17 protein-coding genes are annotated in these 25154 nt (G+C 40.6%); 9 read left to right on the top strand and 8 right to left on the bottom strand.

The window, feature by feature from the left end; translation table 11 throughout:
* Window positions 1-447: 447 nt before the first annotated feature.
* From tagD to AC1DIV_RS02985, 4 genes are all read left to right on the top strand, one after another.
* Window positions 448-846 carry a glycerol-3-phosphate cytidylyltransferase gene (gene tagD / locus AC1DIV_RS03000; protein ID WP_034315711.1) on the top strand — a complete coding sequence of 133 codons (399 nt, stop codon included), beginning with the start codon at window positions 448-450 and terminating at the stop codon, window positions 844-846.
* A complete protein-coding gene (locus AC1DIV_RS02995; RefSeq protein WP_340878116.1) occupies window positions 839-2002 on the top strand; it encodes a CDP-glycerol glycerophosphotransferase family protein in 1164 nt (387 codons plus the stop codon). The genes tagD and AC1DIV_RS02995 overlap by 8 nt, the downstream gene beginning before the upstream one ends.
* Window positions 2003-2294: 292 nt before the next feature.
* Window positions 2295-3335, top strand: coding sequence for a C40 family peptidase (locus AC1DIV_RS02990; RefSeq protein ID WP_477575707.1), 1041 nt, complete (start codon window positions 2295-2297; stop codon window positions 3333-3335).
* 277 nt (window positions 3336-3612) lie between these two features.
* The gene (locus AC1DIV_RS02985; RefSeq protein WP_340878119.1) at window positions 3613-4539 is read left to right on the top strand and encodes an LCP family glycopolymer transferase; all 927 of its coding nucleotides are present in this window, start codon (window positions 3613-3615) and stop codon (window positions 4537-4539) included.
* Between the two features lie 17 nt (window positions 4540-4556).
* Here the strand turns inward: AC1DIV_RS02985 and AC1DIV_RS02980 are convergent, their stop codons facing one another.
* The 4 genes from AC1DIV_RS02980 to secA all read right to left on the bottom strand — a co-directional run bounded on the left by AC1DIV_RS02980 (window position 4557) and on the right by secA (window position 9427).
* Window positions 4557-6347, bottom strand: a complete 1791-nt coding sequence (locus tag AC1DIV_RS02980) for an LTA synthase family protein (protein ID WP_340878120.1) — start codon at window positions 6345-6347, stop codon at window positions 4557-4559.
* A 76-nt stretch (window positions 6348-6423) separates the two neighbouring features.
* Window positions 6424-6606 (bottom strand): hypothetical protein, encoded by a 183-nt coding sequence (locus AC1DIV_RS02975; RefSeq protein WP_142398479.1) that lies wholly within the window; start codon window positions 6604-6606, stop codon window positions 6424-6426.
* Complete coding sequence (locus tag AC1DIV_RS02970; protein ID WP_340878121.1) at window positions 6591-7052, bottom strand: SLAP domain-containing protein; 462 nt, start codon at window positions 7050-7052, stop codon at window positions 6591-6593. Before AC1DIV_RS02970 ends, AC1DIV_RS02975 begins: the two co-directional genes overlap by 16 nt.
* Complete coding sequence (secA, locus tag AC1DIV_RS02965) at window positions 7049-9427, bottom strand: preprotein translocase subunit SecA (RefSeq protein ID WP_340878122.1); 2379 nt, start codon at window positions 9425-9427, stop codon at window positions 7049-7051. The genes AC1DIV_RS02970 and secA overlap by 4 nt, the downstream gene beginning before the upstream one ends.
* Window positions 9428-9683: 256 nt before the next feature.
* On the opposite strand from secA, the gene AC1DIV_RS02960 reads away from it, so the two are divergent.
* Complete coding sequence (locus AC1DIV_RS02960) at window positions 9684-11108, top strand: alkaline phosphatase (protein ID WP_340878123.1); 1425 nt, start codon at window positions 9684-9686, stop codon at window positions 11106-11108.
* A 491-nt stretch (window positions 11109-11599) separates the two neighbouring features.
* On the opposite strand, the gene AC1DIV_RS02955 is transcribed toward AC1DIV_RS02960, so the two are convergent.
* The 3 genes from AC1DIV_RS02955 to AC1DIV_RS02945 all read right to left on the bottom strand — a co-directional run bounded on the left by AC1DIV_RS02955 (window position 11600) and on the right by AC1DIV_RS02945 (window position 17590).
* Complete coding sequence (locus tag AC1DIV_RS02955; protein WP_340878125.1) at window positions 11600-13669, bottom strand: SpoIID/LytB domain-containing protein; 2070 nt, start codon at window positions 13667-13669, stop codon at window positions 11600-11602.
* Window positions 13670-13992: 323 nt separating this feature from the next.
* A complete protein-coding gene (locus AC1DIV_RS02950) occupies window positions 13993-15999 on the bottom strand; it encodes a penicillin-binding transpeptidase domain-containing protein (RefSeq protein WP_340878127.1) in 2007 nt (668 codons plus the stop codon).
* 154 nt (window positions 16000-16153) lie between these two features.
* Window positions 16154-17590 carry a magnesium transporter CorA family protein gene (locus AC1DIV_RS02945; protein ID WP_340878128.1) on the bottom strand — a complete coding sequence of 479 codons (1437 nt, stop codon included), beginning with the start codon at window positions 17588-17590 and terminating at the stop codon, window positions 16154-16156.
* A gap of 463 nt (window positions 17591-18053) precedes the next feature.
* Here AC1DIV_RS02945 and AC1DIV_RS02940 point away from each other — a divergent pair, with 463 nt between their 5' ends.
* Window positions 18054-18197: a hypothetical protein gene (locus tag AC1DIV_RS02940; protein ID WP_153246105.1), complete on the top strand. Its 144-nt coding sequence runs from the start codon at window positions 18054-18056 to the stop codon at window positions 18195-18197.
* 28 nt (window positions 18198-18225) lie between these two features.
* Here the strand turns inward: AC1DIV_RS02940 and AC1DIV_RS02935 are convergent, their stop codons facing one another.
* Complete coding sequence (locus AC1DIV_RS02935) at window positions 18226-18543, bottom strand: hypothetical protein (RefSeq protein WP_340878129.1); 318 nt, start codon at window positions 18541-18543, stop codon at window positions 18226-18228.
* A gap of 547 nt (window positions 18544-19090) precedes the next feature.
* Here AC1DIV_RS02935 and AC1DIV_RS02930 point away from each other — a divergent pair.
* The 3 genes from AC1DIV_RS02930 (at window position 19091) to AC1DIV_RS02920 (ending at window position 25064) form a co-directional block, all read left to right on the top strand.
* On the top strand, window positions 19091-19984 hold the full coding sequence (locus AC1DIV_RS02930) for a helix-turn-helix domain-containing protein (protein WP_048681463.1): 894 nt from the start codon (window positions 19091-19093) through the stop codon (window positions 19982-19984).
* A gap of 489 nt (window positions 19985-20473) precedes the next feature.
* Window positions 20474-22099, top strand: coding sequence for a hypothetical protein (locus tag AC1DIV_RS02925; RefSeq protein ID WP_340878132.1), 1626 nt, complete (start codon window positions 20474-20476; stop codon window positions 22097-22099).
* Window positions 22092-25064: a DEAD/DEAH box helicase gene (locus tag AC1DIV_RS02920; RefSeq protein WP_340878133.1), complete on the top strand. Its 2973-nt coding sequence runs from the start codon at window positions 22092-22094 to the stop codon at window positions 25062-25064. Before AC1DIV_RS02925 ends, AC1DIV_RS02920 begins: the two co-directional genes overlap by 8 nt.
* The last annotated feature ends 90 nt before the right edge of the window (window positions 25065-25154 follow it).

The following is a 25154-nucleotide window of genomic DNA, read 5'->3' as shown; positions in this document are numbered from 1 at the left end:
CTAGTTGTTCTCTCTTAAACGTGGTAAAATTGTGAGTGGCTTTTCTGATTGCAGCAAGAATGATGAAATCTTTCTTCATTCATTAATGTGAGGGAAATTATTTTTAAATATCATTTAGTATAAATCCTTACATTAATTATAGACACTTTATTATGCCCTTTAGTGTCATACAAATTAGTCAACATTTAATTTTAACTTAAAAATTAATATTTACAAGAATCATCAATGTAAAAAATTGTGGTTTATTTGTAAAAAAATTGTGGTTTATTTGTAAAGCTATTAAGTTATAATTAGTTAGAGAATGCCATTGCCTAAATATATAGGAATACAACAAGCAGAATTAAAATGCTGGTTGCCTGTTTTATTGTTCCATTTCATATTCTAATAGACCAAATATATATTAATTTGATTGAATAACAGTTCAAGAGTCTTAAAGGAGGAATACAAATGAAAAAAGTAATCACTTACGGAACCTTTGATTTGCTTCATTGGGGTCATATCAATCTATTAAAACGTGCTAAAGATTTAGGGGATTATCTGATCGTTGCCATTTCTACGGATGAATTCAATGCTTTAAAAGATAAAAAAGCTTATCACAGCTTTGAAAACAGAAAAATGATCCTAGAATCAATTCGTTATGTGGATGAAGTCATACCTGAAGACAATTGGGAACAAAAGAAGGAAGACATCGTTCGTGAAGGTGTGGATATCTTTGTAATGGGTGATGACTGGAAAGGCCAATTCGATGAATTATCCGAAGTTTGTGAAGTGGTCTACCTTCCAAGGACAATCGGCATTTCGACTTCCCAAATTAAAGATGACCTTCTACAAGTTACTAATGGCTAAAGAATTCGCGATAGGGGTTTATCTTTTTTGTTTCAAAGTTTTATTCTCTATCTTTAAACTTTTCCCTTTATATGACAAAACGACCTTTGTCACATCATTCGGGGACAATTGCCAATATATCGCAGATGAAATGGACAAGCAGGACATTTCCGTTCAAAAAGTATTTTTAATGAAATCAAGCAGTTCTATACAAGTTAAGGACGATGGGGAAACCATCGTCCTTCCGTTTGAATCAAAAAATATCAGTGCCATGATCCGATCGATTTATCATCTGGCTACATCAAAATGGATTATCATCGATAATTATTTTGGCTTTCTTTCAGCCATTTCATTCAAAAAGCAAGTGACATGCGTGCAAGTGTGGCATGCGGCCGGTGCCGTAAAGCAATTCGGAGCAAAAGACCCTTCCATTAAAAACCGTTCAGCCGGTGCAAGGAAAAGATTTTTTGAGGTATATGATAAATTCGATTATGTTACGACAGGTTCAGAGAGAATGGCCGAGATTTATCAAGAAAGTTTCCAACTGCCGGCATCCCATATCCTAAGGACCGGGATACCTCGGACCGATTTCTTTTTTAATGATGAATCAAAAAGGACTGCCCGTAATGCTTTGCTGGCCAAGTATCCAGAACTTGAGCATAAGAAAATCATGTTATATGCCCCTACATTTCGTAATGACGGCTTGAACAACGGAAAGATTGCTCTTGATTTGGAATTGCTCTACAAGGAACTTAAGGGCGAAAATTATGCGTTATTACTAAAGCTGCATCCAGCTGTAAAAGCAGAGCATGATATACAAGATAAATTCCCGGGATTCATTTTCCCTGTCAATAGTGACTTTCACGTTAATCAACTGCTGATCAGTACGGATCTTTTAATAACCGATTACTCATCGATTCCATTTGAATTCTCTTTTTTGGGAAGACCCATGATATTCTTTGCATATGACTTAGAAAAGTATGTGCAGGAACGGGGATTCTGGGAGGATTACTCTTCTTCCATGCCCGGACCCGTGGTATCCACCACAGAAGAGCTCTTGAGGAAAATCCGTACCGCCGATCATTCATTAATGAAGATCGCTTCCTTTAACCAAAAATGGAATGAATACTCCACTGGAAAATCAAGCAGGAATTTAGTTGATTTCCTTTTTAAATAAAACCACCCACTTCGTAAAACAAAGTGGGTTTTCTATTTTTCCATAAACACTGAGCGAGAATACACCTCCCAAAAAAGATATATATTTACAGAAAATGACAAAGAGAAAGGCGAAACTCCAAAATGTGAAAAAAGACTCACAATATAGAAAATATTGTAGATTGCAATACTCAAGCGCCACCAATATAAACCAGTAAAATACTACTATTTTCCCCTTGTAACAAAAATGTAATATGTTTAAAACCATTTATTTTGTTAGAATAGGGAAAAAGACATATTTGAGGTGGAAAACCGTGAAAAAAAGTGTTGTCGCATTTTCGACATTAGCCATTTTATCTTCGACTTTTGTTTCTCCTGCCCTTGCCGGTACATATACAGTCAAAAGCGGTGATAACCTAAGTAAAATCGCCCAGAAGCATAATACGACGGTAAAAGACTTAAAACAGCTTAATAACTTAAAATCAGACTTCTTGAGAATCAATCAAAAATTAATTACACCCAACTCCAAAACAACATCAAATGCTTCTTCAGTTTCCGTGAAAACAACAAAGAAAACCACATATACCATTGTTTCAGGTGATACCTTAACCAGGATAGCAAACAAGCATAACCTTACACTTGCTGAATTGATGAAAATGAATAACTTAAAATCCGATAGAATTTATGCAGGCGCCAAACTTATCGTATCCAAATCAACCACCACCACTACCATTGATTTACCCGGCAGCTCCAAACCATCCAGTGGTACACAGACCCCAGCCAATTCGTCTACATACATTGTGGTAAAAGGTGATACTCTTTCCAAGATTTCCAGAAAAACAAACATGACCGTAGCCCAGCTTAAATCAATCAACTCGTTAAAGTCCGATTTAATCAGAGTGGGGCAAAAACTGAAATTAAGTAAATCGGCAAGCACTGCCCCTGCAGATAATAACGATGGTGGAAAAGTGGAAGCCCCAAGTTCAGGAAACAAAGTGGCCAAGCTCGTTTCCGAAGCAAAGAAATTGATCGGCACACCTTATTCGTGGGCGGGTTCCTCCCCATCAGGATTCGATTGCAGCGGATTCATCTACTATACGTTCAAGAAGGCTGGGTATGATGTTCCAAGGCTTTCATCATCCACTTATTATGATATGGGCAAAAAAGTTACTTCACCGAAAAGCGGCGATCTTATCTTCTTTGCAACGGGTTCCAATAAATCAGTCATAAGCCATATGGGAATTTACTTGGGCGGCGGGGAATTCATTCATGCCTCATCAAGTAAGGGAGTAACGATCAGTACCACTTCAAACTCTTATTTCAAAAGTAAAATCATCGGTTATAGAAGTTTATAAGATTTACTTGCCAGACTTTCTCTTAAAGTCTGGCAAATTTATGGAAATAATCATAACTTCTTTAACTCTGCTATACAATTTTGGAAAACAATTGAATGCTGTGCAAACGAAGGAATTCAGAATCCTTCGTTTTTTTGAATGAAAAAAGGTAAATATGCACTCTACCTACAAAAAGAAACTATTCTATTTTTGACAAAAAAAAGGTATAGTTAAAAATACCGACTAGGTACTTTTTCACACCTTCCATTTTGTGGGATGGTTAAGGGAGGAATATTAAATGAGATCCGAACATAAAAAAAAGAAAAAGAAACGCAAAACGTTTAAAATAATCGGCTTCACCCTTCTTATCCTTATCATTGGCGCAGGTGTTTATGGCGCTTCAGTATATCAATCATTAGCCGGTGCGATCAGCACTATGCAGGGCACAGCCCATAAAACGGATAAACGTGTAGAGGACATCAAGTTCAAAAGCCAAGATCCATTTTCATTACTGATTCTTGGTGTGGATGAAAGAAAAAATGACTCAGGTCGATCAGATACGATGATTGTCATGACCGTTAATCCTAAAAAGGAATCGATTGAGTTATTGAGTTTACCGAGAGATACGCGTACAGAGATCGTCGGTAAAGGTATAAATGATAAAATGAACCATGCCTATGCATATGGCGGAGTGGCCATGTCGATAAATACAGTGGAATCCTATTTGGATATCCCGATTGACTATTACGTCAAAATGAATATGGAAGGCTTTCAGGATATTGTGAATGCCGTTGGTGGTGTCACAGTCGATAATGATATGGACCTTGCCTATAAAGGATATACCTTCAACAAAGGTACAATCGACTTAAATGGTAAAGAGGCCTTGATTTATTCCCGAATCCGTAAAGAAGATCCCCGCGGGGATTATGGACGGCAAATGCGGCAACGCCAAGTTATCCAAGCTGTCATGAAAAAAGGGGCAAGCCTATCAACACTTACCAATTATGACGATATATTCGAAGCTTTAGGTAAAAACGTGGAAACCAATTTAAGTTTCAATCAAATGTTGAGCATTCAAAATAACTACAAATCATCCCTCAAAAATATTGAACAATATACACTTGAAGGTGACAATCAACGGGTAGATGGCGTTTGGTACAACATCGTTCCAGAAGATACAAAGCTTGAAGCCCAAAATCGTGTTAAAGCACATTTGGGATTATAATGGAAGGAGGATGACTTTTATCGGTCATCCTCTTTTTTTACTTCTTTCTCAATTTTTTTAAAGTAATCGGAACGTATCACCTGATCACTCAGATCAATCTCCTTTTGATCTTTTGGTGAAAATCCTTCGACCTTGCCTTCCCCATTTATTTTCATTTGAGAACCATAATCCCCTTTTAATATCAAGGCATCACCTTCTTCGCCATCCAGCATGCTCTCTCCAAAGTATGAAGAACTCTTTATATTGAACAGATCATATAGAGTGGGCAGAATATCGATTTGGCCCGCCACCTTATCTATCGATCTCCCTTCCATATCCTCCTGATAAATGATCACGGGAATGGGCATATATTTTTCAATCCACTCTTCATCGCTGATTTTACTACCGTAATACGCTTCAACCTCGTGTTTATCTTTTAAGAATAGCCCATCATGATCTCCGTAAATGACAATTACGCTGTCTTTCAATTTCCCGTCATCCTTCAACTTCTTCACGAAATCCCCGATAGCTGAATCTGTATAATGAATGGCTTCGAAATATTTAGTCAGATAACTATTTTCTTTTCCAACTTCAGGCTTCATTGTTATCTGTTCCTTCGGCAGCGAAAAAGGTACATGGCTGGTCAAAGTAACGAAAAAAGCGTAATAGGGGTTTTGTTTATCTTTTAAGAAATCATAGCTTTGATTAAAGAAACTGCGGTCTCCCAAGCCCATCGAAATCATCTCATCCTGCTTCATATCCTCTATGGAAAGATAGTCATCAAAACCTAGCGAGGGATATGCATGCTGCCTATTCCAAAAGTCTTCTTCATCTCCGTGGAAAGCAAAACTTTGATAATCCGACTTCTTTAATTCCTTGGCAAGACCAGGAAAATCATTATAAGGGAACCGAAAAAAGGTCGCACCTTGCTTTAAAGGAAATAGTCCGGTATTCACGATAAGCTCTCCATCAGATGAATTTCCAAATACCGTCTGCGGATATACATGCGGGAAATACAATCCCCCTTTCGCCAGTTCATTCATGAATGGCGTGACCTCCTGCCCGGCACTGGTTTGAAAGAGCGGAAACGCCTGTAAAGATTCCACCTGGATGATAATGAGATTCTTCCCCTCCAAGGATCCTGAAAGGGCATTTTCCTTTCTTTTCTTTTTATTGAAGTAATCAGAAACGGCCTTCTTTTCTTCCGAAGACATTTCATCCCTTCCCGAGTCAGTAAAATAGGCATACGCATCCAATGCGTGATGACCGATAGGACCCCAGTTTCGCAAAAAGGTATTTGCCTCATAACGACGGGTTATATCGACTTTGTCGATAAAGATATTCTTGACCGGTTTTAATCCTGCTATCATCAGGAATATTACGGCCGGCACAAGTGCCATATGCTTGAGGGGGTATTTTTTCTTCACAAAAGATTCAGCAATTGGAATGCCTGCCAGAAGAAAGATTGCATCCTTGATTTCCATCATACTGAATATACTTTCACCAAGCCCATTCAGATTGCTTTTTTGCATCCACATATAGGATGTTATAGGTGTCGAATAATAACGATAAAACCAGATGTCCCCAAGGAAAAAGACCATGATCGAAAGAAGGAAAACTGAAAAAATGATGCCCTTTATGATTCGATTCGATATCCATTCCTTCAGATAAACAATAAAACCCGCAACACCGATGATTATCGTAATGATCCCAATAGAAGGATCGTTACCCATCCTATTATTCGTATAAATGAAAAGTATGGCCACGATTGAGAATGACAATAACTCAAATAGCCTCTCCTTCAAGCGTTGATTACAGTTATTCTTCATGCTCCTGCCACTTTCCTCATCATTATTTCCAAGCCTTGGTTAGGCTAGATTGCGGAAGATTACTTATAAATATTACTTAGCGTTGCCATTTATGAGAAATTGCACACAGAAAATGGCATAAATATTTGGTGCTACTGACTTCCCTTATAAACAAAAAACCTTCATCACTAAAAGGATGAGGGCTTTGCTTTGGCACTCCGGCAAAAAGCTGCCGATTGCCGCTAGACTCATGCAGTTGTTTTTCTACTTTCTCTTCCATTCAAAAGCAATCTTCCAACCTTCATCAGGAATCGATTCCGCCAACATATCCCCTTCCTCGAACAAGAAACGCCATGGCATGCATGAAAGTGCTGGAAGCTCACCAAGCTCTAAAAGATCGAATGTCTTTTTTGCGAGGAATTTTCCATCTCCATCAACTAACAGTAAATCCACGATATCAAAACTGACAGCTTTCTCTATTGAACTTCGCAGAAAAGCCTCTATGATGACATCATCTTCCACCCTAATCAGCTTGATGCCGGATATTGAAATTTGGTTCGGTTTTAATGCAGGCAGCCTTTGATGGTGGAATTTATATACATATTCCTCTTGCTTGGAAATATCCCATCCCCTGTGAAACATCAGGACAGTATGAACGGTGTCATCATGATTTGCTAACTTAGGTACATCTGAAGCTGCATTATCCCTTTTTCCAAATAAACTCATCGTTCCTCCCCCTCCAAAGAAGCTGCATCTTGCTGATTGCTTTTCATATATTCCATAAAACGGATGCTTATCTCCGCCTCAATTTTACTTAATAGAAGGTTGAATTGACTGAGAGCTGCTTTTTCAAACAACGCATATGGGTCCTGCTGACCATATTCACTTAAACCAATGCCTTCCTTCAAACTGTTCATTTCATCTAAATGGTTCATCCAATTTGTATCGATGTGCTGCAGCATGAAAGCGCGCAACTGGTTTCCCCATTCTGCATCGTCTTGAAAGATCACCAGTCTCGATTCCCATTCAGCTAAAGCCTCCAACACCCTTCCTTCAATTTGGCCTTCTATATCCTTCAAATCACTTTCCTGCCAACCTAACGACAGCAAAACAAAGGTTAGCTCTTCAATTAAGGCAGAGGAGTCAGGCTCCGCTATATGTTCACGGTCATATTTCACTGTGAGGCGAGTAATGTATTTTACGATGTAGTCAAGTAAAATGGCCGACATCCGTTCAGGCTCCATATCAAGAACCCGATCTCTCATTGCATAGATGATTTTACTCTGCTCATTTAATGCATGTTCCAACTTCAATAAGTGATATCGGCTTGATTGATGCATCTGCTCTACCGTTTCCTGAACCATTTTAACGAATTTATCGGGTGCAGGGCCCAGCACCAACCCATTTTCATCCGTTTTGATTTTCTTGATATAACGTCCCATTTCTTCTTCATCATAGTAATTAAACAAATCATCTTCCAAAGAAATGATGAATTGTGTTGAACCAGGATCACCCTGCCGCCCGGAACGTCCTCTTAACTGCATATCGATCCGACGGCTTTCGTGTCGCTCCGTCCCGATAATATGAAGGCCGCCCAATTCCTTTACATCATTCCCAAGTAATATATCCGTTCCTCTCCCAGCCATGTTCGTAGCCAGCATCACTTGTTTTTTTTGCCCGGCCTTCGCAATGATCTCCGCTTCATCCTCTTCCGTCTTTGCATTAAGGATTTGATATTTAATTTTTCGATTATCCAGTTGAACCGAAATTTTTTCAGATTGCTCAATGGAGGTCGTCCCGATCAGGATAGGTCTGCCGCCATCATGGATCCTTTTTACTTCCGTGACGATTTTGTTGATTTTGCTTGTTTCATCTTTATAAAGCAAATCAACCTCATCCACTCGAATAATAGGTTCATTAGTTGGAATTTCAATGACGGGGAGCTGATATATTTCCTGGAATTCAGACTTTGATGGCATGGCACTCCCTGTCATCCCAGACATTGAATGATATAATCGAAAATAATTTTGAACGGAAATCATAGCCTGTGTTTCATTCTCTTCGGAAATCTCCAATCCCTCTTTTGCCTCAATGGCTTGATGTAGCCCGTCACTGAAGCTTCGCCCTTCCATCACCCTGCCTGTGAATTTATCGATGATTGCAATCTTTCCATCGAAAACAATGTAGTCCACATCCAATTTCATGATTGCCCGCGCTTTCAGCGCCTGTGTAACATTATGTAATAACTCTTGATGCTCCATTCCATACAGATTGTCGATGCCAAAGGCCTCTTCAATCTTGGAAGCACCTTGATCCGTGAAAAAGGCGGACCTTGACTCGATGGAAATCTCGTAATCATCCTTTTCTATAAATGTCTTCATGATTTGCGCCGTGATCTGGTGAAGCTCGGTTCCGTCGTTTGCCCTGCCCGCAATGATTAATGGTGTCCTCGCTTCATCAATCAAGATGCTGTCAACCTCATCGACAATGGCAAATCGGTGTCCTCTTTGAACCTTGTCTTCCCTTCGATAAACCAGATTATCACGCAAATAATCAAAACCGAACTCTGTTGCCGTCCCATACGTGATATCTGCCGCATATGCTTCACGTTTCGCAGAAGGTCCCATTTGGGAAATGTTCAAACCGACCGTCAAACCTAGAAATTCATGAATTTGTCCCATTAACTCTTTATCACGTTTGGCCAAATATTCATTGGCCGTAATAATATGCACACCGTTACCGAACAGTGCATGTAAATAGCTAGGCAATGTAGAGACAAGCGTCTTCCCCTCGCCCGTATTCATTTGGGCAATGCCCCCTTCACTCAGGACAAAACCGCCTGCAAGCTGAACATCATGGTGTTTAAGATTCAATACTCGCTTGGAAGCCTCCCTCACGACCGCAAAAGCTTCGGCTTGTATATCCAAAATATTATCACCAGCATCCAAAATGCTTTTAAATCTATTCTTCATTCCGCTTAATTCCAGATCTGAATATTTTTCATATTTACCCTCTAGCCGATTCACTTCTTCAACCAACTTATAAATTCTCTTCAAGTCTTTAGAACCTTCTTTGAAGAACTTTTTCATACTGGATAGCATAGGGTTTTCTCTCCTATTATTTCAATTGACCTTTAGTGAAATTATATCAGTTATGTATTTACTGTTTATAAATTATCGCCTTCATATTGTAATTATATAGAAATTCTTTAATTTTTTGAAAGACAAATTATACAAAAATCGACTCGATGCCGCTAACCATGCTAAAAAGATTAGTTCCATCCTGAATATCAGGGAGGGGTTTTTTTATCGATTTAAACAAATAATAGGAAGACTTTCACCCAATGGAGGATTTCAGATGAATAAGACATCTAGATATAAACTCGTACAGCCGCACCGCTTTGGATTATTCGTTCTTATAATTTTCTTTATTAGCATGAGCTCCCCTATTCAAGCAGAAACAAGAAACACCCCCAAGAATGTCATATTGCTGATTGGCGACGGCATGGGGCTAGGGGCAATAGAAATTGCCCGGCAATTGGAATATGGAAAGACAGGTGTACTACATTTGGAAAAACTGGAGCATGTCGCCCTGATGCGCACCTATTCCGCCAATAATTACGTCACTGACTCGGCAGCAGGAGGGTCGGCGATTGCCACTGGTATAAAAACCAACAATGAATCAATCGGTGTCGATGCCAATGGTTCCGAGGTGGATAGTGTATTGGATGCCTTTCAGAACAATGGCAAAAAAGTCGGGATCATCTCAACCAATATGGTAGTCGATGCCACACCCGCTGCCTTTGGTGCAAGTGTGCCTAACCGCTGGACAGGTGGCGCAAATATCGCGAGGCAGCTCTTTGATAACAGGATTGACGTCATTCTCGGAGGTGGTGCCAGCTATTTCGAGGCGGATAAGCAGAATGGCGAGGATTTAATCGCCAAATTTAAACAAGCTGGCTATGGGATTACGACGACTAAAGAAGAACTTAGTTCCATTAATAATCCGGCAAAACTTTTAGGATTATTTCACCCTACCTATATGAATTTTAAACTGGATAAAGAAGTATTACATTCCCAAGAGCCATCCCTCCCCGAAATGACATCCAAAGCGTTGGATATTTTATCCCGGGGTGATAAGGGATTCTTCTTGATGGCCGAAGGTGCGCGTATTGACCATATGGAGCATGCAGCCGACATCACTGGAATATGGAAAGAAACCATCGAATTTGACCAAACCGTAAAAGAGGTTGTAGATTGGGCAAAAAATCGAAATGATACGTTGATCGTTGTACTTGCAGACCACGAAACAATGGGGACCTCCGCTTCTGAAACAATGGATATCAAGGCATTGAAAAAAATCAGGGTTTCATCTGAATATATGTCCAAACAGCTTACATTCGATAAAAATAATGAAATCAATCCAGAAAGTGTCGTTTCCACATTCAAGAAGTATGCACATATATCCCTTACGGATCAAGAAGTCGATCAATTCATCAATAACGTAAGAATGAATAAAACGCTTGTCTATCCAAAGCATCAAATCGATTGGGAAATCGGTAGCACCATCGCCAGGCACCATAAGGCGGGCGTAGCTGATCGAAGCATACGGGCAGCCAGTTCCACAGGAGGACATACAGCCAATATGATTCCCGTTTTCGCCTCGGGTCCAGGCAGTGAAGCCTTTGATGGAGTCATTGAAAATACCGATATCTCAAAAATCATCACAAAAGCCGCCGGCGTTCCGTTCACACCCGGTCAGCATAGAACAAAAGAGGAATGAATGCATTCATTCCTCTTTTAAGATTCTCATTTTTTGATTAAGGTCCGTTAACTCAAGTTATGGCGAAGTTTGCGGGTATTACTCGTGAATTTGCAGCATTTACTCGTGAGTTTCCGCCTTTTACTCGTGAATTTGCAACATTTACTCGTGAGTTTTCGCCTTTTACTCGTGAATTATTGCATTTTACTCGCGAGTTTGCAGCATTTACTCGTGAATCCGCATTTTACTCGTGAATTTGGTGTGTATACTCGTGAGTTTCCGCCTTTTACTCGTGAATTAATGCATTTTACTCGCGAGTTTGCAGCATTTACTCGTGAATCCATACTTTACTCGTGAATTTGGTGCGTATACTCGTGAGTTTCCGCCTTTTACTCGTGAATTAATGCATTTTACTCGTGAGTTTGGGGCATTTACTCGTGAGTTTGATGAAGAGTCTTGATGCCATAATAAAATAGAGCAAAAAAAGACGCCATGATTGACGTCCTGCCCATTCATTTTTTTATATGTTTTTTTAATACATACCCAATTTGGTTTCCCTTTTTCACTTTGTACCACTCATCTTGTTGAGCCAGGATCGTTACAGATTGGTCCCTGTATAGATTCCCAACCGTTTCAGAAGATGCATTTCTATTTTCTTTAATATATAATTCGCTTGCTGTCACTATTCCCGTCGTCTTCCTAATCGAGATTTTCGTTGAAATGGTTTTCTGATTGTCACTCTTATCCTTAGCTGAGATTGTCACCGTAAATATGCCGCTGGACATATTTTTGAAATCCCATGTTGCGGATTGCCTGCCTTTACTGAACGGCCTTTCAGAAAGGATACCGACAACCTTCCCTTTACTGTTCTTAATTTCCACTGTTACATTAGCGTTTTCATTAATTATATATGTTATGTTCGCTTGCTCGGTACTATAGTCGCCCGTTGTTTTGACTTCGGTGATTTTCGGTGCCGACGTATCTTTACTGATCTTAATCGGCATTGTTGCCAAACCTTCATTCCCGTTGCGGTCCATTGCTGATATTTCTGCTTCATATGTACCGTTACTCACCGCTGTTGTGTTCCAGATTGCTGAATGGGTACCCTTTTTCATTGTTTGGTCACGGACTGGGGTAACAATAGATTTCCCTTTACCATCTTTAATCGTAAGTGTTACCACAGTATCTTCTTTTAGGGAGTATGTGATTCCAACCTCATCATTGACATGATCCGTTTGCGCTTTCATGCTTACTGAATTCGGTTCTGCCTTAGCGACAAGATCCGTTTTAGATCCAGCGCCTGGTCCATATTCCCTTTCTATAGTTGTGTCGGGATAATAAAATCCCAAAATATCCAGATAAGATTGTCCTGCTTCCGCTCTGTTTTTCGCCCCAAACTGACTTAGCCCGACACCATGCCCATATCCTGATCCTTTAATAGAAATTTTGGGGTGATCGGAGGATGAATGGTCAACCAGATAGCTTTTCATCACCTCTTGCCCCACCATGCCCCTGATTTTGGAAGCTGATACATTAGTAAGCTTAACCGTTTGCGGTAATAGCTTTCCCCCGTCATCAACGAGATCCCTTACATAGAAATTCAATTGGATGGAGCCTTTCGTTACACGGCCTCCCGTTTTCTCATCTGAAAATGTTAACAAGGGAATCTCCGTTATTTTAATATCTTTCTGCGCATATCCATTATTCTTCAGCCAAGCCTTAAGCTTCGGCACAACCGTTTTATCTTTTTCCTCTACACTTGTCCACCATTCTTCCGGTTTAGATAAGTCCATTTTTGAAAGGTCGATTTGCTGCTTGTCCAGCGTTATCTCCCAACTGGTTTTCGGATCATAGAAATCTTCTTTTATAGATAAATATGCAAGGGGGTTGCCACTTGACCAAACATTTGAATTCGATTCGGTCATTCCTCCATTGCTTGAGGAAAAGAACGCTTCGATTATTTCGCCATCATGCTTGATTACCATGCCCTTCGTCTGCTCAATGGCTGAATTAGTTCGATAGTGACCGGCAGCCCCGCCATATACTTGGTAAGAAACCGTATCGTCAATTATTGTGGATTGATGGCGAAGTGCATAGGTCCGGGCGGCAATCGCTTGTGCTTTTAAGGCTTCGGCATGCCAAAGTGCAGGCATCTCCAGCGGGACGACGCCCTTTAGATAATCTTCCATATAAACAGTATTGATCGGCCGGATGTAACCGTCCTCCGCTTTAAATGAAAATGAGCCTTGATACGGACGGCCGTTTATGGATAATGAAGAATCAGGTTTAACTGGTATTACCTTAAAAGAAGCATAAGATCCCTTTTTCTTAGATCCTTTGTATACGGCAAGTTTAGCCGACTCCACTTTCAAAGTCAGATTTTCCCCTGCCTTTATGAATATCTCTCCCCCTGATGTACGGTAGTCACCAGTTGCCGTTATTTCTGCGCTGGTTCTATTGCCCAAATAATTCTTCAGTTTCACTTCCATGGTTGAATTTTCTTCTGCTGCCGTCGCTTCATGAGAAGGAAATGCAAAAAAAGTGATAAAGAAAGCGATAAACAAATACTTTAATCTTTTCATTCCTTTTCATCCTCATTCCCATTCTATTCATCTTTCAAGGATTTTTGAATTAATCCTATTCAATCCATCGGCATGTGGTAACATAACGGCCTGGATGATGTCACTCTGTAAACATCATGATTTCAGGACGTCCCTAGTATACTAGCAAGTTATTGAACTCCCTTTTTACATTCTGTATGCACGACCCATTCTCCTTCAAATCCAGCTTCATTGCCGCCACAAATTAGAATCCACAACCAAAATAAAGCAGGACATGGAAGAAGCCAATGTCCTGCTTTTTAATGTTAAATGTTTGCCCAGTTCAAGATGGGGGACTTTTTTCTTTACTTCAAATACTTCTTCAACACCGGTTTCATTTGATCGACAACGACATGGCTGCCGCCTCGTCCTTTTACATCTTCCATCATCCATGCCATGAGAAGTTCCGGGTCTTCTGTGTCCATGGCAACAAACCAGCCGTTTTCTGTTCCGTCCGCGTTTTTGGATGCCTTGATTTCAGCAGTTCCCGTTTTGGCAGCGATTTTGATGCCAAGATCAGCTATTCCATGTCCGCTTCCCTTAGGATGCTCCACTACTTGTGTCAGCATCTTGGTGACCTGATTCGCTTGGTCTGCTGATATCGCATTTTCTTTCCATATTTTCTTTTCTATTTTATCTCCTGTTATTAAGAAAGGTGCAGGAATGTTTCCTTCATTTAGGAAGGCTGAATAGGTCATGGCGAGGTGGAGCGTGCTCATTTGAACTTGCGCTTGACCATATCCAGCATCTGCCAATCTCCCCTCACTGTCGATCTTGCCGATGCTCGATGCTTTGATCGGATAATCATAATTCAAAGACTCATCAAATCCGAAAGCCTTGAGTCCATTCGTGAATTTTTCCTTTCCAAGCCCGAGAGCTTTTTGGGCAAAGTAAATGTTGTCTGAATAAATTAATGCCTTTTCCATATCGATCGGAACACCAGGGTCCGAAACCCTTGTAATGGAATGATCTTTCCATGTCGATTTGGCCCACGTTTTCCCTTGGATATTGATCGACCCTTTCGGATCCACACCATTTTTCAAGGCGATCGCCGCAGTGAGGGCCTTAATGGTTGAACCAGGTGCATACGTCGAACTGAAACGGTTCAGAAGTGGTTTTTTCGGGTCTTCTTCAAGCGCTTTTTGTTCTGCTTTCGTTATTCCGAAAATATATTTATTAGGATCGAATGACGGACTTGAAACAAGTGCAAGCGTTTCGCCTGTCTTCGGATCAATTGCCGATGCCGATCCAACTTCGTTCTTATATTGCTTGAAAATATCCTTTTGAAGCTCGGCGTCGATGGTCAATGTAATTGTTTCTCCCTCTTCAGCAGGCTTTTCAGCAATCACCTTTTCTTCGCCATCTTCGGTTTTAATGAAGATTTTTCCGCCAGGTTTGCCTTTAAGCCGCGCTTCCAACACTTCCTCAAGACCTCGCTTGCCAATAACATCACTTGCGGTATATCCTTTTCCTTTCAATTTCTCCAGATCCTCGGCCGATGCCTCACCGACATATCCGATTAGATGGGCAGTGGCCTCTTTATACGGATATATGCGCTCTTCCGTATTATTGACAGATACCCCGGCAATGCTCAATAGCTTTTCCAAAGTTGCGCTATTATCATTTGACATTTTCTTGATGGGCACGAAATAGCTTGGCTTTACCCATGTTTGTTTTAATTTCTGATTCACTTCGTCAGTGGACATGTTGAGGATTCCAGCGACCTTTTTAACCGTTTCGGTTTCGTTGGCCATTTTCTCTGGCACGATTCCCACTTCTGCCACCGTTCCATTCATGGCGAGGCCGCGTTCCTTTCGATCGACAATTTCCCCGCGAATGGCTGGATACGATTCAACCGATACCTTCTCACCAGCTTCCAATTGAGGGAATATGTAGCTCTCATCCCACTTGATGTACCAATTTTCTTCCTCGCCTTCCCCTTCCTTGACAAGTATCGCTTTATGCTCAGAGCTGACAGCGCCCGCCATAGTGGACATATCAACGGTATATGCAAGGCTTACCTTCTCTCCATCTTTATGATCTTTTTCTTCTTTTGGCTGTTTATAGTCCACCTTTAAATGGTCGGCTTCAATCCCCGTATAGATTTTTTCATAACGCTTCTCAAATTCATCCGCACTGATTTCTTTCCTTGTCTCAGGTGACAGATACTCGTACATCTTCGCAAAATCTTGTTTATTCCAAAGCTTCGTGTATGCCGCAAAGCGCTCTTCCGGACTTGGCTCATCCGAGCAACCGGCCAGGAACAATACGCTCATCAACAATAAGCTGGAAAATAAAGCTAGTTTCTTCATGATTTCCTCCTAATGAATAGTTAGAATGATATACCTATAGTTTAGCAAAATATTAGGGAAATGGGGGATTTTGCATGCTGAATTTCTTCACTTTTCTAATTAACCATGTTTTTTCTAAAACAAAAGTCCCGTACATCGCGTACAGGACTTTACTTTAAAGCATTCTTTTTTTTCGGCTTTTTTTCTCTTGCAGCCATTTTTTCAGGAAGATGAAGCCGAGGATGGCCGAAATGATGAGTCCGCTTGTCGTTACAATGACAGCTACCCATTCGTATAAGCTGTAATCCATATACGCTTTCCATGGTAATTTCCCTTTCCAATCTTCAATATATAGATTCATTCCGAATATCCCGGAGATCACCGTATAAATCGTTAGTATCTGTAAAAGATAATTACTTCTTTTCCCAGACAGTTTATCCTGATTTTGATAAAGGTAGGAAAGTGTTTCCTTCACTTCACTGTAGAGAGGGGCAATCCTGAAGGTTTCATCCGTTTTTTTGAAAAGCTCTTTACCGATTGCCGTACTATTCACTTCAGTGAATAAGTACTTTGCAGAAAACTGAGTGATCATGAAAATCAGCTGTTCTGTATCCGATTGATCTTTTTCCACATCAATCTGGGAATGTTCATGAGCCAATTTAAGCAGTACGATCTTATAATAGAAGAAAAGCAACAATGTATAAAAATGCTGGCCGTACATTTCGCTTGCCAGTTCTTGTTCCAGTTTACCTGTCGCTTTCGTGACACACGCGAAATGATACATGCTAGTTACATAATAGGTTTCCTTTCCCCACCTGTCATATACCCTTTCTTGATAATACTTTTCTATATAATCAGGGTTTAATGCGCCTATATATGGCTCACCATCATTGTCATACCCGTTCAGCTCACTGATCCGGAATAAATCATTTTTAGAAATATCACGATTCTCAGGGAATGCCGTATAACTGATCACATACATTCTTTCATCAATGAAAAAGGGCAAACTCCCAAAATAGGTCGGATCCGCTTGTTCTTCATCCATATATTCCTCAATAGGCGGCAACAGTTCATTGAAGATGAAATCCTTCACTTGTTCATACTGATTTTCCCGGCAGCCAACTTTCGTTTTTTCTTCATCATCAGCAATCGGTTCGAGGATTCTAAATGTATCACCAAAATAGAGCACATCATTATGTGAAAGCCCTTCAGGTAAAGTAACACGAAGATTCATCATGCCGATATGAAATGGGCATATGAAGATATCTATAGAGTTAATAATAAATGGGGTATTTAGATAGGGTGATTCGAAGGTACAATCAATATCCAATTTTTTCGTGAAACGCCGCAAGCCTTCCTTCTGTTTTGCATGACCCGGAAATAAAATCGGCTCGATGTATGGCATGAAGTACTTTTCCAATTTACGGTGTGAAACTTTATGGCCACCGTAAAATTGATTTTGTTGTTCCATATCTTTCAAGTTCAAAAAAACGAAATTTTCCTCAACCAATTTCCCAACAAACTTTTCAATCATTTTTCCTTCAAGTGTAAAGGGAAAAATGAACTGCTGGAAAGTTCGCTTCGTGGGATCATTCTTCACTTTCACATCCATAAAATATATTCCTCCGATTAAACTGCTATAAACACAGGTTTAATTCATCTTGTTTCTTATATTTACCCATGTATATACAAACAAAACGAAACATAATATAGAAATAAAGTGGACAAATTATCCAAAAAACAAAAAGATCCCCCAAGCAAGTGCTCGGGGGCCATCGAAAAGAGTTCTTCAACCCTCTTCACTTTAGGGTACTAGAAACTGATGTTTCTAATGAAAAATCCGATATTCGGACCATTTTAGCATTTTTTTAAAGTATGATAAAACACGAAATTCCTCCATATTTAGGCTTTACCACTTATTATCATCTAATTAATCCTTATATGCAGGGATTGACAGATGAAAATATAACTCTAGGAATAATTACGTTATCTTTTTTTTCATTATTCACTTTATGAGGAAATCACGTTTTAATTTTAAAAAAATGGGTAAATAAAAAATGTAAAGGAGAGACATCATGAAATCCGATAGAAATAAACAACACTTTAAATTTTTTGAAAGAACAAATAACGCTAAACCAAGTGAAAGGAAACAATTGAGCGATTTCATCAAAAAGAAAATGAATGCTCAAAACTCTCATTTAAATGGTAAAAACTCATGACATATGGGATGTCATGAGTTTTTATCGTTTAAAATGCGATTTCATTTCCCTGAAGGTTGTGCTTCACACATTTTTTGATACCGATTACATTCAAAAAATGTTTAATTTTCTTCATTGAGGTTGCCTGATATTCATCGGCAATGGAAAACTCTTTAATATAGGCGATTTTTTCTTGGACATCTGTATCTATATGATCTTGGCTGTATTCTTTTTCACCTGATTTTTGGCATGTGTACACCACAGCTTCACCAATATTCCTTGTTGCCTTATCAAAATAAAAAGAAAACACAATGGCACATTCATCATCGTAAAAAGAGGGTTGAACTTTCATATTAATATCAATCATTAACCTTACACCTCTCTCCGTTTTGTTATTTACACTATAACAAAATCATTAAAAGGAAATAGGCGTTACAAACTACCCTCACGTTTCTTCCACGCCTACCAAATGAACCTTACACTCCCCATTCATAGATAATTATAACTACAGGAATATGCGCAAAAGAATAATCAACCAAAAATGATAATAAAAAAACATCTTCAATTGAAGATGCTTGAATCAGTTATAGTAAGCTTCATTTACTTATTTATATAAACCTGGAAGTTCTGCGTAAAGGCCTGGTAATTCGCTTGGGACAATAACAAAAGCAGCGATGATAAGAAAAGATACGACTAATGCTTTAGTACTTTTTTTCATAGGTCATTCCTCCTTTTCTTTTAAAAAAATATTGGTTAAAATAGAAATAAATTCTATAGTTATATTTAACCACACTTCTTAAAACCATATATTTCGACTAAAGAATCTATTTAAACCGTTCAGGACCTGTACATACCGCTTTCACCGATTTTTCATAACAAAATATAACTCTAGGCATATTTTAAGGAGAATCAAAATGGATTTTTTTGCAGTTGGACAAAAGATCAAAGAACTACGTAAACAAATCGGGCTTTCCCAGGAAGAGTTGGCAACCGGTATTTGTACACAAGCACAGATCAGTAAGATTGAAAAGGGCGATGTCTATCCATACGCATCCACTCTCTATTTAATTTCCCAACGTTTAGGCGTTGATGTAAACTATTTTTTCGATATTGGAATGACCCCTAGGCTGGATTACGTGGAAGAAGTGATTTATCAATTAAAAATAGCCAGAAGAACCCGAAATTATGAGGAAATGCAGCAAATTGTAAAGGCTGAGGAAAACAGTCCCCTCTTTCTTCAGAATAAAAAGAATCATCAATTGATTCTTTGGCACAAGGGAATATACGAATATGAAAAAAATAAAGATTTAGATAAAGCCATCGATTTCATTAATCAGGCCATAGCCATTACCCATACGACAGACAAAATTTATTCGGAACGGGAGCTTGAAATCTTAAGCAGCCTTGGTGTAATGTATGTAGCCGAAGAACAGTACGAAAATGCATTCGCCTTGTTACGGAAAGCTTTAGATCACTTGAAAGCCCTGCCCTTTTTGACGGATAAAACGCTTAAGACACGTCTATCCTATAACTTCGGCAGGGTGTTAACACGCCTGGTCCGATACGAAGAGTCCATTGCCTGCTGCCAAGATGCCATAAAGTGGTGCCTCGAACATGACCAATTATATGCTTTAGCGGATTTACATTACCATTTAGGGTATAATTTTGAACTCGTAGGTAACTTTGAAGAGGCAAAAGAGTACTTGGAAAAGTCAGCGTTTCTATTCAATTTACAAAAAAATCATACCTTTGTTACATTCATCAACAAAAAGTTGGACAGTTGGAAGAATGAAATGAAAATTAACTAATTTCATATTTTAGAGCCATTCCCGCGGGAATGGCTCTTCCCATTAACCAAGAATATGTATAATCTCACACTCATCATTTTCAAAACCTCTATTCTACATTTTAAATTCCAAGCCAAAATGAAGTATAATAAAGAGATGCTTCAAAAACGCCCATTAAAAAAGGGTTCCGGCCCCTCATCACTTAGTTTTGTGAAGCTAATGAGGATGAAGGATTCCTTGCATGTTCATCGTGAATGCCAGTTATTCCTGTTTATATCCGAATCGCTTATATTCAAGCGGATTTTTGACGATATTGACTTTTACAGGGTATTTATGAATATAACGGCAAGAAGCAGTGATTAAATCGAATAGAACGTAAAGAGAACGGCCATGTTCCGGCATTCGATCATATATACACAAAGCCGGGACGGGATTACGAAAAGTTAAGAACTGATGGTTCATGATCATACAAAAATATATAACTAGGGCTGGTCCCTGAAGGAGGAGAGTATGGAGCGGGAGTTGTTGTTAGTTGGGGAGCGGCTGGCGGAATTTTTGGAGGCCGGGGATCCGGAAGATTCGGATGTGGTGAATCAAGGGCTCCAGTTATACCGTCAGGGGCTCGTTGATATTAAAGAAGAAGCGGTGGATACGATTGCGGCTGAGGTACAGGAAGAGACACGATTTAAGGCCAGGCTGAATCTGCTCTCCCCACAAGATGGAAGCTGTACATGTGATTCAAGGTTCATTTGCCGGCATCAAATGGCCGTTTTCTTTTCTGCATATTCCGAACACGCTAGTGTTTCCGAATGGCTGGGCGATTGGAAAGCACCTAAAAACGCCTCAGCCGCCCAAGCACTGCAGCAGGTGAAACCGGCAAGTGAATTACTTAAACAGGCGGCGGGGAGATCCATCACCTTAGATAAAAGCTATCCATCATGGAAGCAATTCGTGAATGATGCCTTTGCGGAACATGTCGAGCCCCATATAGGCGAGGCTACTTACATGATTGAAAATCATATACAAACTTACTTTAAACGCCTTAGCTCAAAAGCTCCAATGGAAAGGGAATGGAAGTTGCTTTATCATTTTGTTACGCAATTTTGCACAATGCAGCAGACACTGAGAATGATTCAGCTGCATAAAAGTGAGACGCAAACGATCAGGGTCTTTTATGCACTTGCCGTCGACCTGGCAGAAGAGCTGCATGAAACGGTACAGCCGCTAAGCAGGCAAGCGCGGCCCTTCGCCTTTGATCCCTTCGTTTTCAGCATCAAGGAAGATGTAGCTAAACTGCTGGATGGAGGTGAAGGCCTCGAATATGAAAAGATCGACCTCTACCGGGAGATATGGAGCTACTTATTCTCCAACTCCTCATGGCGTAAAGAGGAACTTGAACGAATCAATAAAGAACTTCCCGAGAAGTATATGGGCACCACTGAGAGGACGTCCTATACCCTCGCAGCCATTCACCTATCCCTTTTGGAAAACCATGATAAACAAGCGATTGAGCTTCTCCATGAATTGAAGAAGGATGCCTGTCCATACATTTTTTATTGGCTGAATCTCCTGGCTGAATCTGAAAACCGGGCACGGGCCATCCCTTTCATTGAATTCATCAATAATAATGTCCAGGAATTCCTTGCCGGTCTATCCGATTATTATAAACGGGTAGATTTCGTCCGGACCTTTACGACTTTAATTAACAGTTGCTGTTATAAATTAAAACGGAACGATTTGCTTGAGAAATTTTACAGGGCCACCCTTCCGCACAGCTATTGGAACTATGCAAATTTCCTTTTTGAACAAGGACAATACAAAAAATGGGTGGAGATGCATATTTACTCGGAAATCAGCATTGACTTAATCAGCAGTGAATCCATCAAAGAAGTGGTATCAAAAGAACCGGAACTAATCCTGCCCCTTTATTATCATGCGGTCCAGGAAAAAGTTTCTTTGAAAAACCGGCCTGCTTATAAGCAAGCTGTCCGTTATTTGAAAAGGATGCGCACCATCTATAAAAAGAGCAAAAAGGAAGACGTATTCGAACGGTATATACTTTATGTAGCAGATTCGACCAAACGGCTTCGCGCTTTCCAAGAAGAACTAAAAAGGGGTAAGCTTATCGATGTTTAATCCAGGGAAATTAAAAATCAAAATAGCCGCTCTCGAAAACGGAACTTACGCCCTTGGTGTCGTCAATGAAGAGAATACCTTCCTCACCACGAATCATATTCGCAGGCTGTTATTCAACTGGGATGACGCAAGCTTTTATGGAACTAAAATGACTACGGATATAGTGGATGGAAATCAAGTATTCATTCTTGACGCTTGGGGACTTCTCAACTTTTTTGCGAGGGAAAGCTTTAACTCCTTCATAGAATGGGAATGGTCCGAAATATCCTCCCTTTGCCTTTCAGCAGCGCCCGTTCTTCATGAATCCATAGAAGCTGGAATCCCCGTACCGGATTTCACTAATCTACAATTGGACTCCATCGGCTGGAAACTGCCTGAAGAAGTGGAAGAGGAATTCGTCCCGTCCTTTTGGGAAGAAGAAATATCTTTGGATCTTCCTTCACCTGAACCGGAAACCAACCGTACTTTTATCGAAAAGTGGTATAACGGTGCCGCTAACATGTATTTAAAAAACTATTCACCCATGCAGCATAAATGGAGTGAAGCCGTCGGGGCATTAAAGGATACTCGACTTTCCCCCGAAGAATTACAGGCCTTTTTTGACAAAGACAGCTGGCAGGAATGGCTCGGTACCCTGCCCGACCCAAAACCATTCACTATAGGTCTCCGTTTAACTGAGCCACCTGAGGGTAATGGGCCTTGGATACTCGATGTTACCCTTCGTTCCAAAAGGGATGAGAATATCATTGAAACATATACAGGAAAAAAACTGCCGCGCGGCTGGAACAAGTATGCAAGTGATGTGGTGCGTGCCACGAAACGCTGGCAACTCGTCGTGCCATGGCTTGGGGAGAATGGCCGTCTGAAAAGGGAGATTTCGGAAACGGACGCATGGGAGTTCTTGACCGATGCAAGCGAAAAACTCCTGTTTCTTGGCGTCGAAATTCTCCTTCCATCGTGGTGGCTTGCCTTGAAGGAATCCTCATTGAAGGTCAAGGCGAAAGTGAAGAGCCAATCGAATCGCGGCCCGTCTTATGTAGGGTTAAAAGCTTTGATGGACTTTGATTGGCGATTCTCATTAAATGGCAAAGAGCTCACTGAGGCGGAGTTCGAGGAGCTCGTCAATGAAAAAAGGCGGCTTGTCTTCATACGCGGCCAATGGGTCAAGCTTGACCCAGCATTCATTAAACAAATTCAGGAGCTTATGGAAACAGCCAATGAAAAAGGCATCCAACTGACTGACTTGCTGCAGCAGGAACTGTTGAATGGCATAAATGAAGATGGCGATGACGATTCTGAAAACCATGAAATGCTTCGGATTCAATTTGAATTGAACCAGGAGCTCCGTAAAATGGTGGGAAGGCTCAGGGAAACCAAGAACATATCCGTCCTGCCCGTCCCTAATGCACTTCAAGGAGATTTACGCCCTTATCAAAAACTGGGCATGAGCTGGCTCCTTTTTTTAAGGGAGCATGGTTTTGGTGCTTGTCTAGCCGACGATATGGGACTTGGAAAAACAGTCCAGATGATTGCCTACCTGCTTCATGTGAAAGGCAAAGAAGGAGCTGGTGAAGAGCTGCCCACTGCGCCCAGGGACGAACAAAAGAGTGAACCGATCATCGTCGAAGAGGATAGCGGCGCAGAGAGCAGTGATGAGGCTGAGGCCATTGCCACTGCCCCCGAATCCGTCTCTGTTCAATCGGCGCTAATCGTCTGCCCGACATCGGTCCTTGGCAACTGGCAAAAGGAATTGGAAAAGTTCGCACCTTCACTTAAAGTTCACCTTCACTATGGATCGAATCGTGCTAAAGGTGAAGTATTTACTAAACTGGCAGCCGATCATGATATTGTCTTAACATCATATGGACTGACCCACCAAGATGTGGCTGAACTGACCTCGATCCATTGGAGCAGCGTTATCCTTGATGAAGCACAAAACATCAAGAATGCCCAAACGAAGCAATCCAAGGCGGTGCGAAAGCTAAATGGCAGACATCATATCGCCTTATCGGGTACGCCGATGGAGAACCGTTTAAGTGAGCTATGGGCGATTTTCGACTTCATCAACAAAGGTTATCTCGGAACGCTAGGTCAGTTTCAGGAGAAATATGTGGCGACCATTGAGCGTGATGAACAGAAGGATAAAATCAAGGAATTACAGCGTTTGATACAGCCATTTTTGCTTCGCCGTACAAAACGCGATAAAGAAGTCGCTCTTAATCTTCCGGATAAGCAAGAACAAAAGGAATTCGTACCGCTTACCACCGAGCAAGCATCGTTGTATGAACAACTGATTAAAGATACATTCACTGATATCGAACAACTGTCTGCCTTTGAAAGAAAAGGCATCATCCTCCAGATGCTGAATAAGCTAAAGCAACTTTGCAACCATCCAGCTCTTTACTTAAAAGAGACGGAAAAGGAAAACATCATGAAGGCACCTAACCGATCAGGCAAACTCGAGAAGCTGACCGAGCTTATCGATGCGGTCCGCGAACAGGATGAAAGCTGTCTCATTTTCACACAATATATCGGGATGGGCAATATGATTAAAGAATTGCTGGAAAAACGATATGGCTTTGAAGTGCCATTCCTGAATGGGAGTGCGAACAAGAAGCAGCGTGATGAAATGATCACCCGATTCCAAGATGGGGAATTCCCTATTTTCATACTCTCATTGAAAGCAGGCGGCACGGGTCTTAATCTTACAGAAGCAAACCACGTGATTCACTATGATCGCTGGTGGAATCCAGCTGTTGAAAATCAAGCCACCGACCGTGCTTACCGAATTGGTCAACAGCGTTTCGTTCACGTTCATAAGCTAATCTGCACAGGGACCCTGGAAGAAAAAATCGACCAGATGCTTGATAAAAAGCAAGCCTTGAACGACGAAATCATCAGCAGTGACAACTGGATCACCGAACTTTCCACAGAGGAAATCAAGGACTTGGTCGCTCTTCAATAACCTGATTTCACGATATGAAGATGATTGAGGGCAAAAAAAGGAGAATGCATATAGATATGCATTCCCCTTTTTTTATACATAGGCGTCCTG

Source organism: Peribacillus sp. 05N428, from assembly GCF_056397085.1.
The sequence above is the reverse complement of the archived record's forward strand: the minus strand, read 5'-3'. Positions and strand labels throughout refer to the sequence as shown.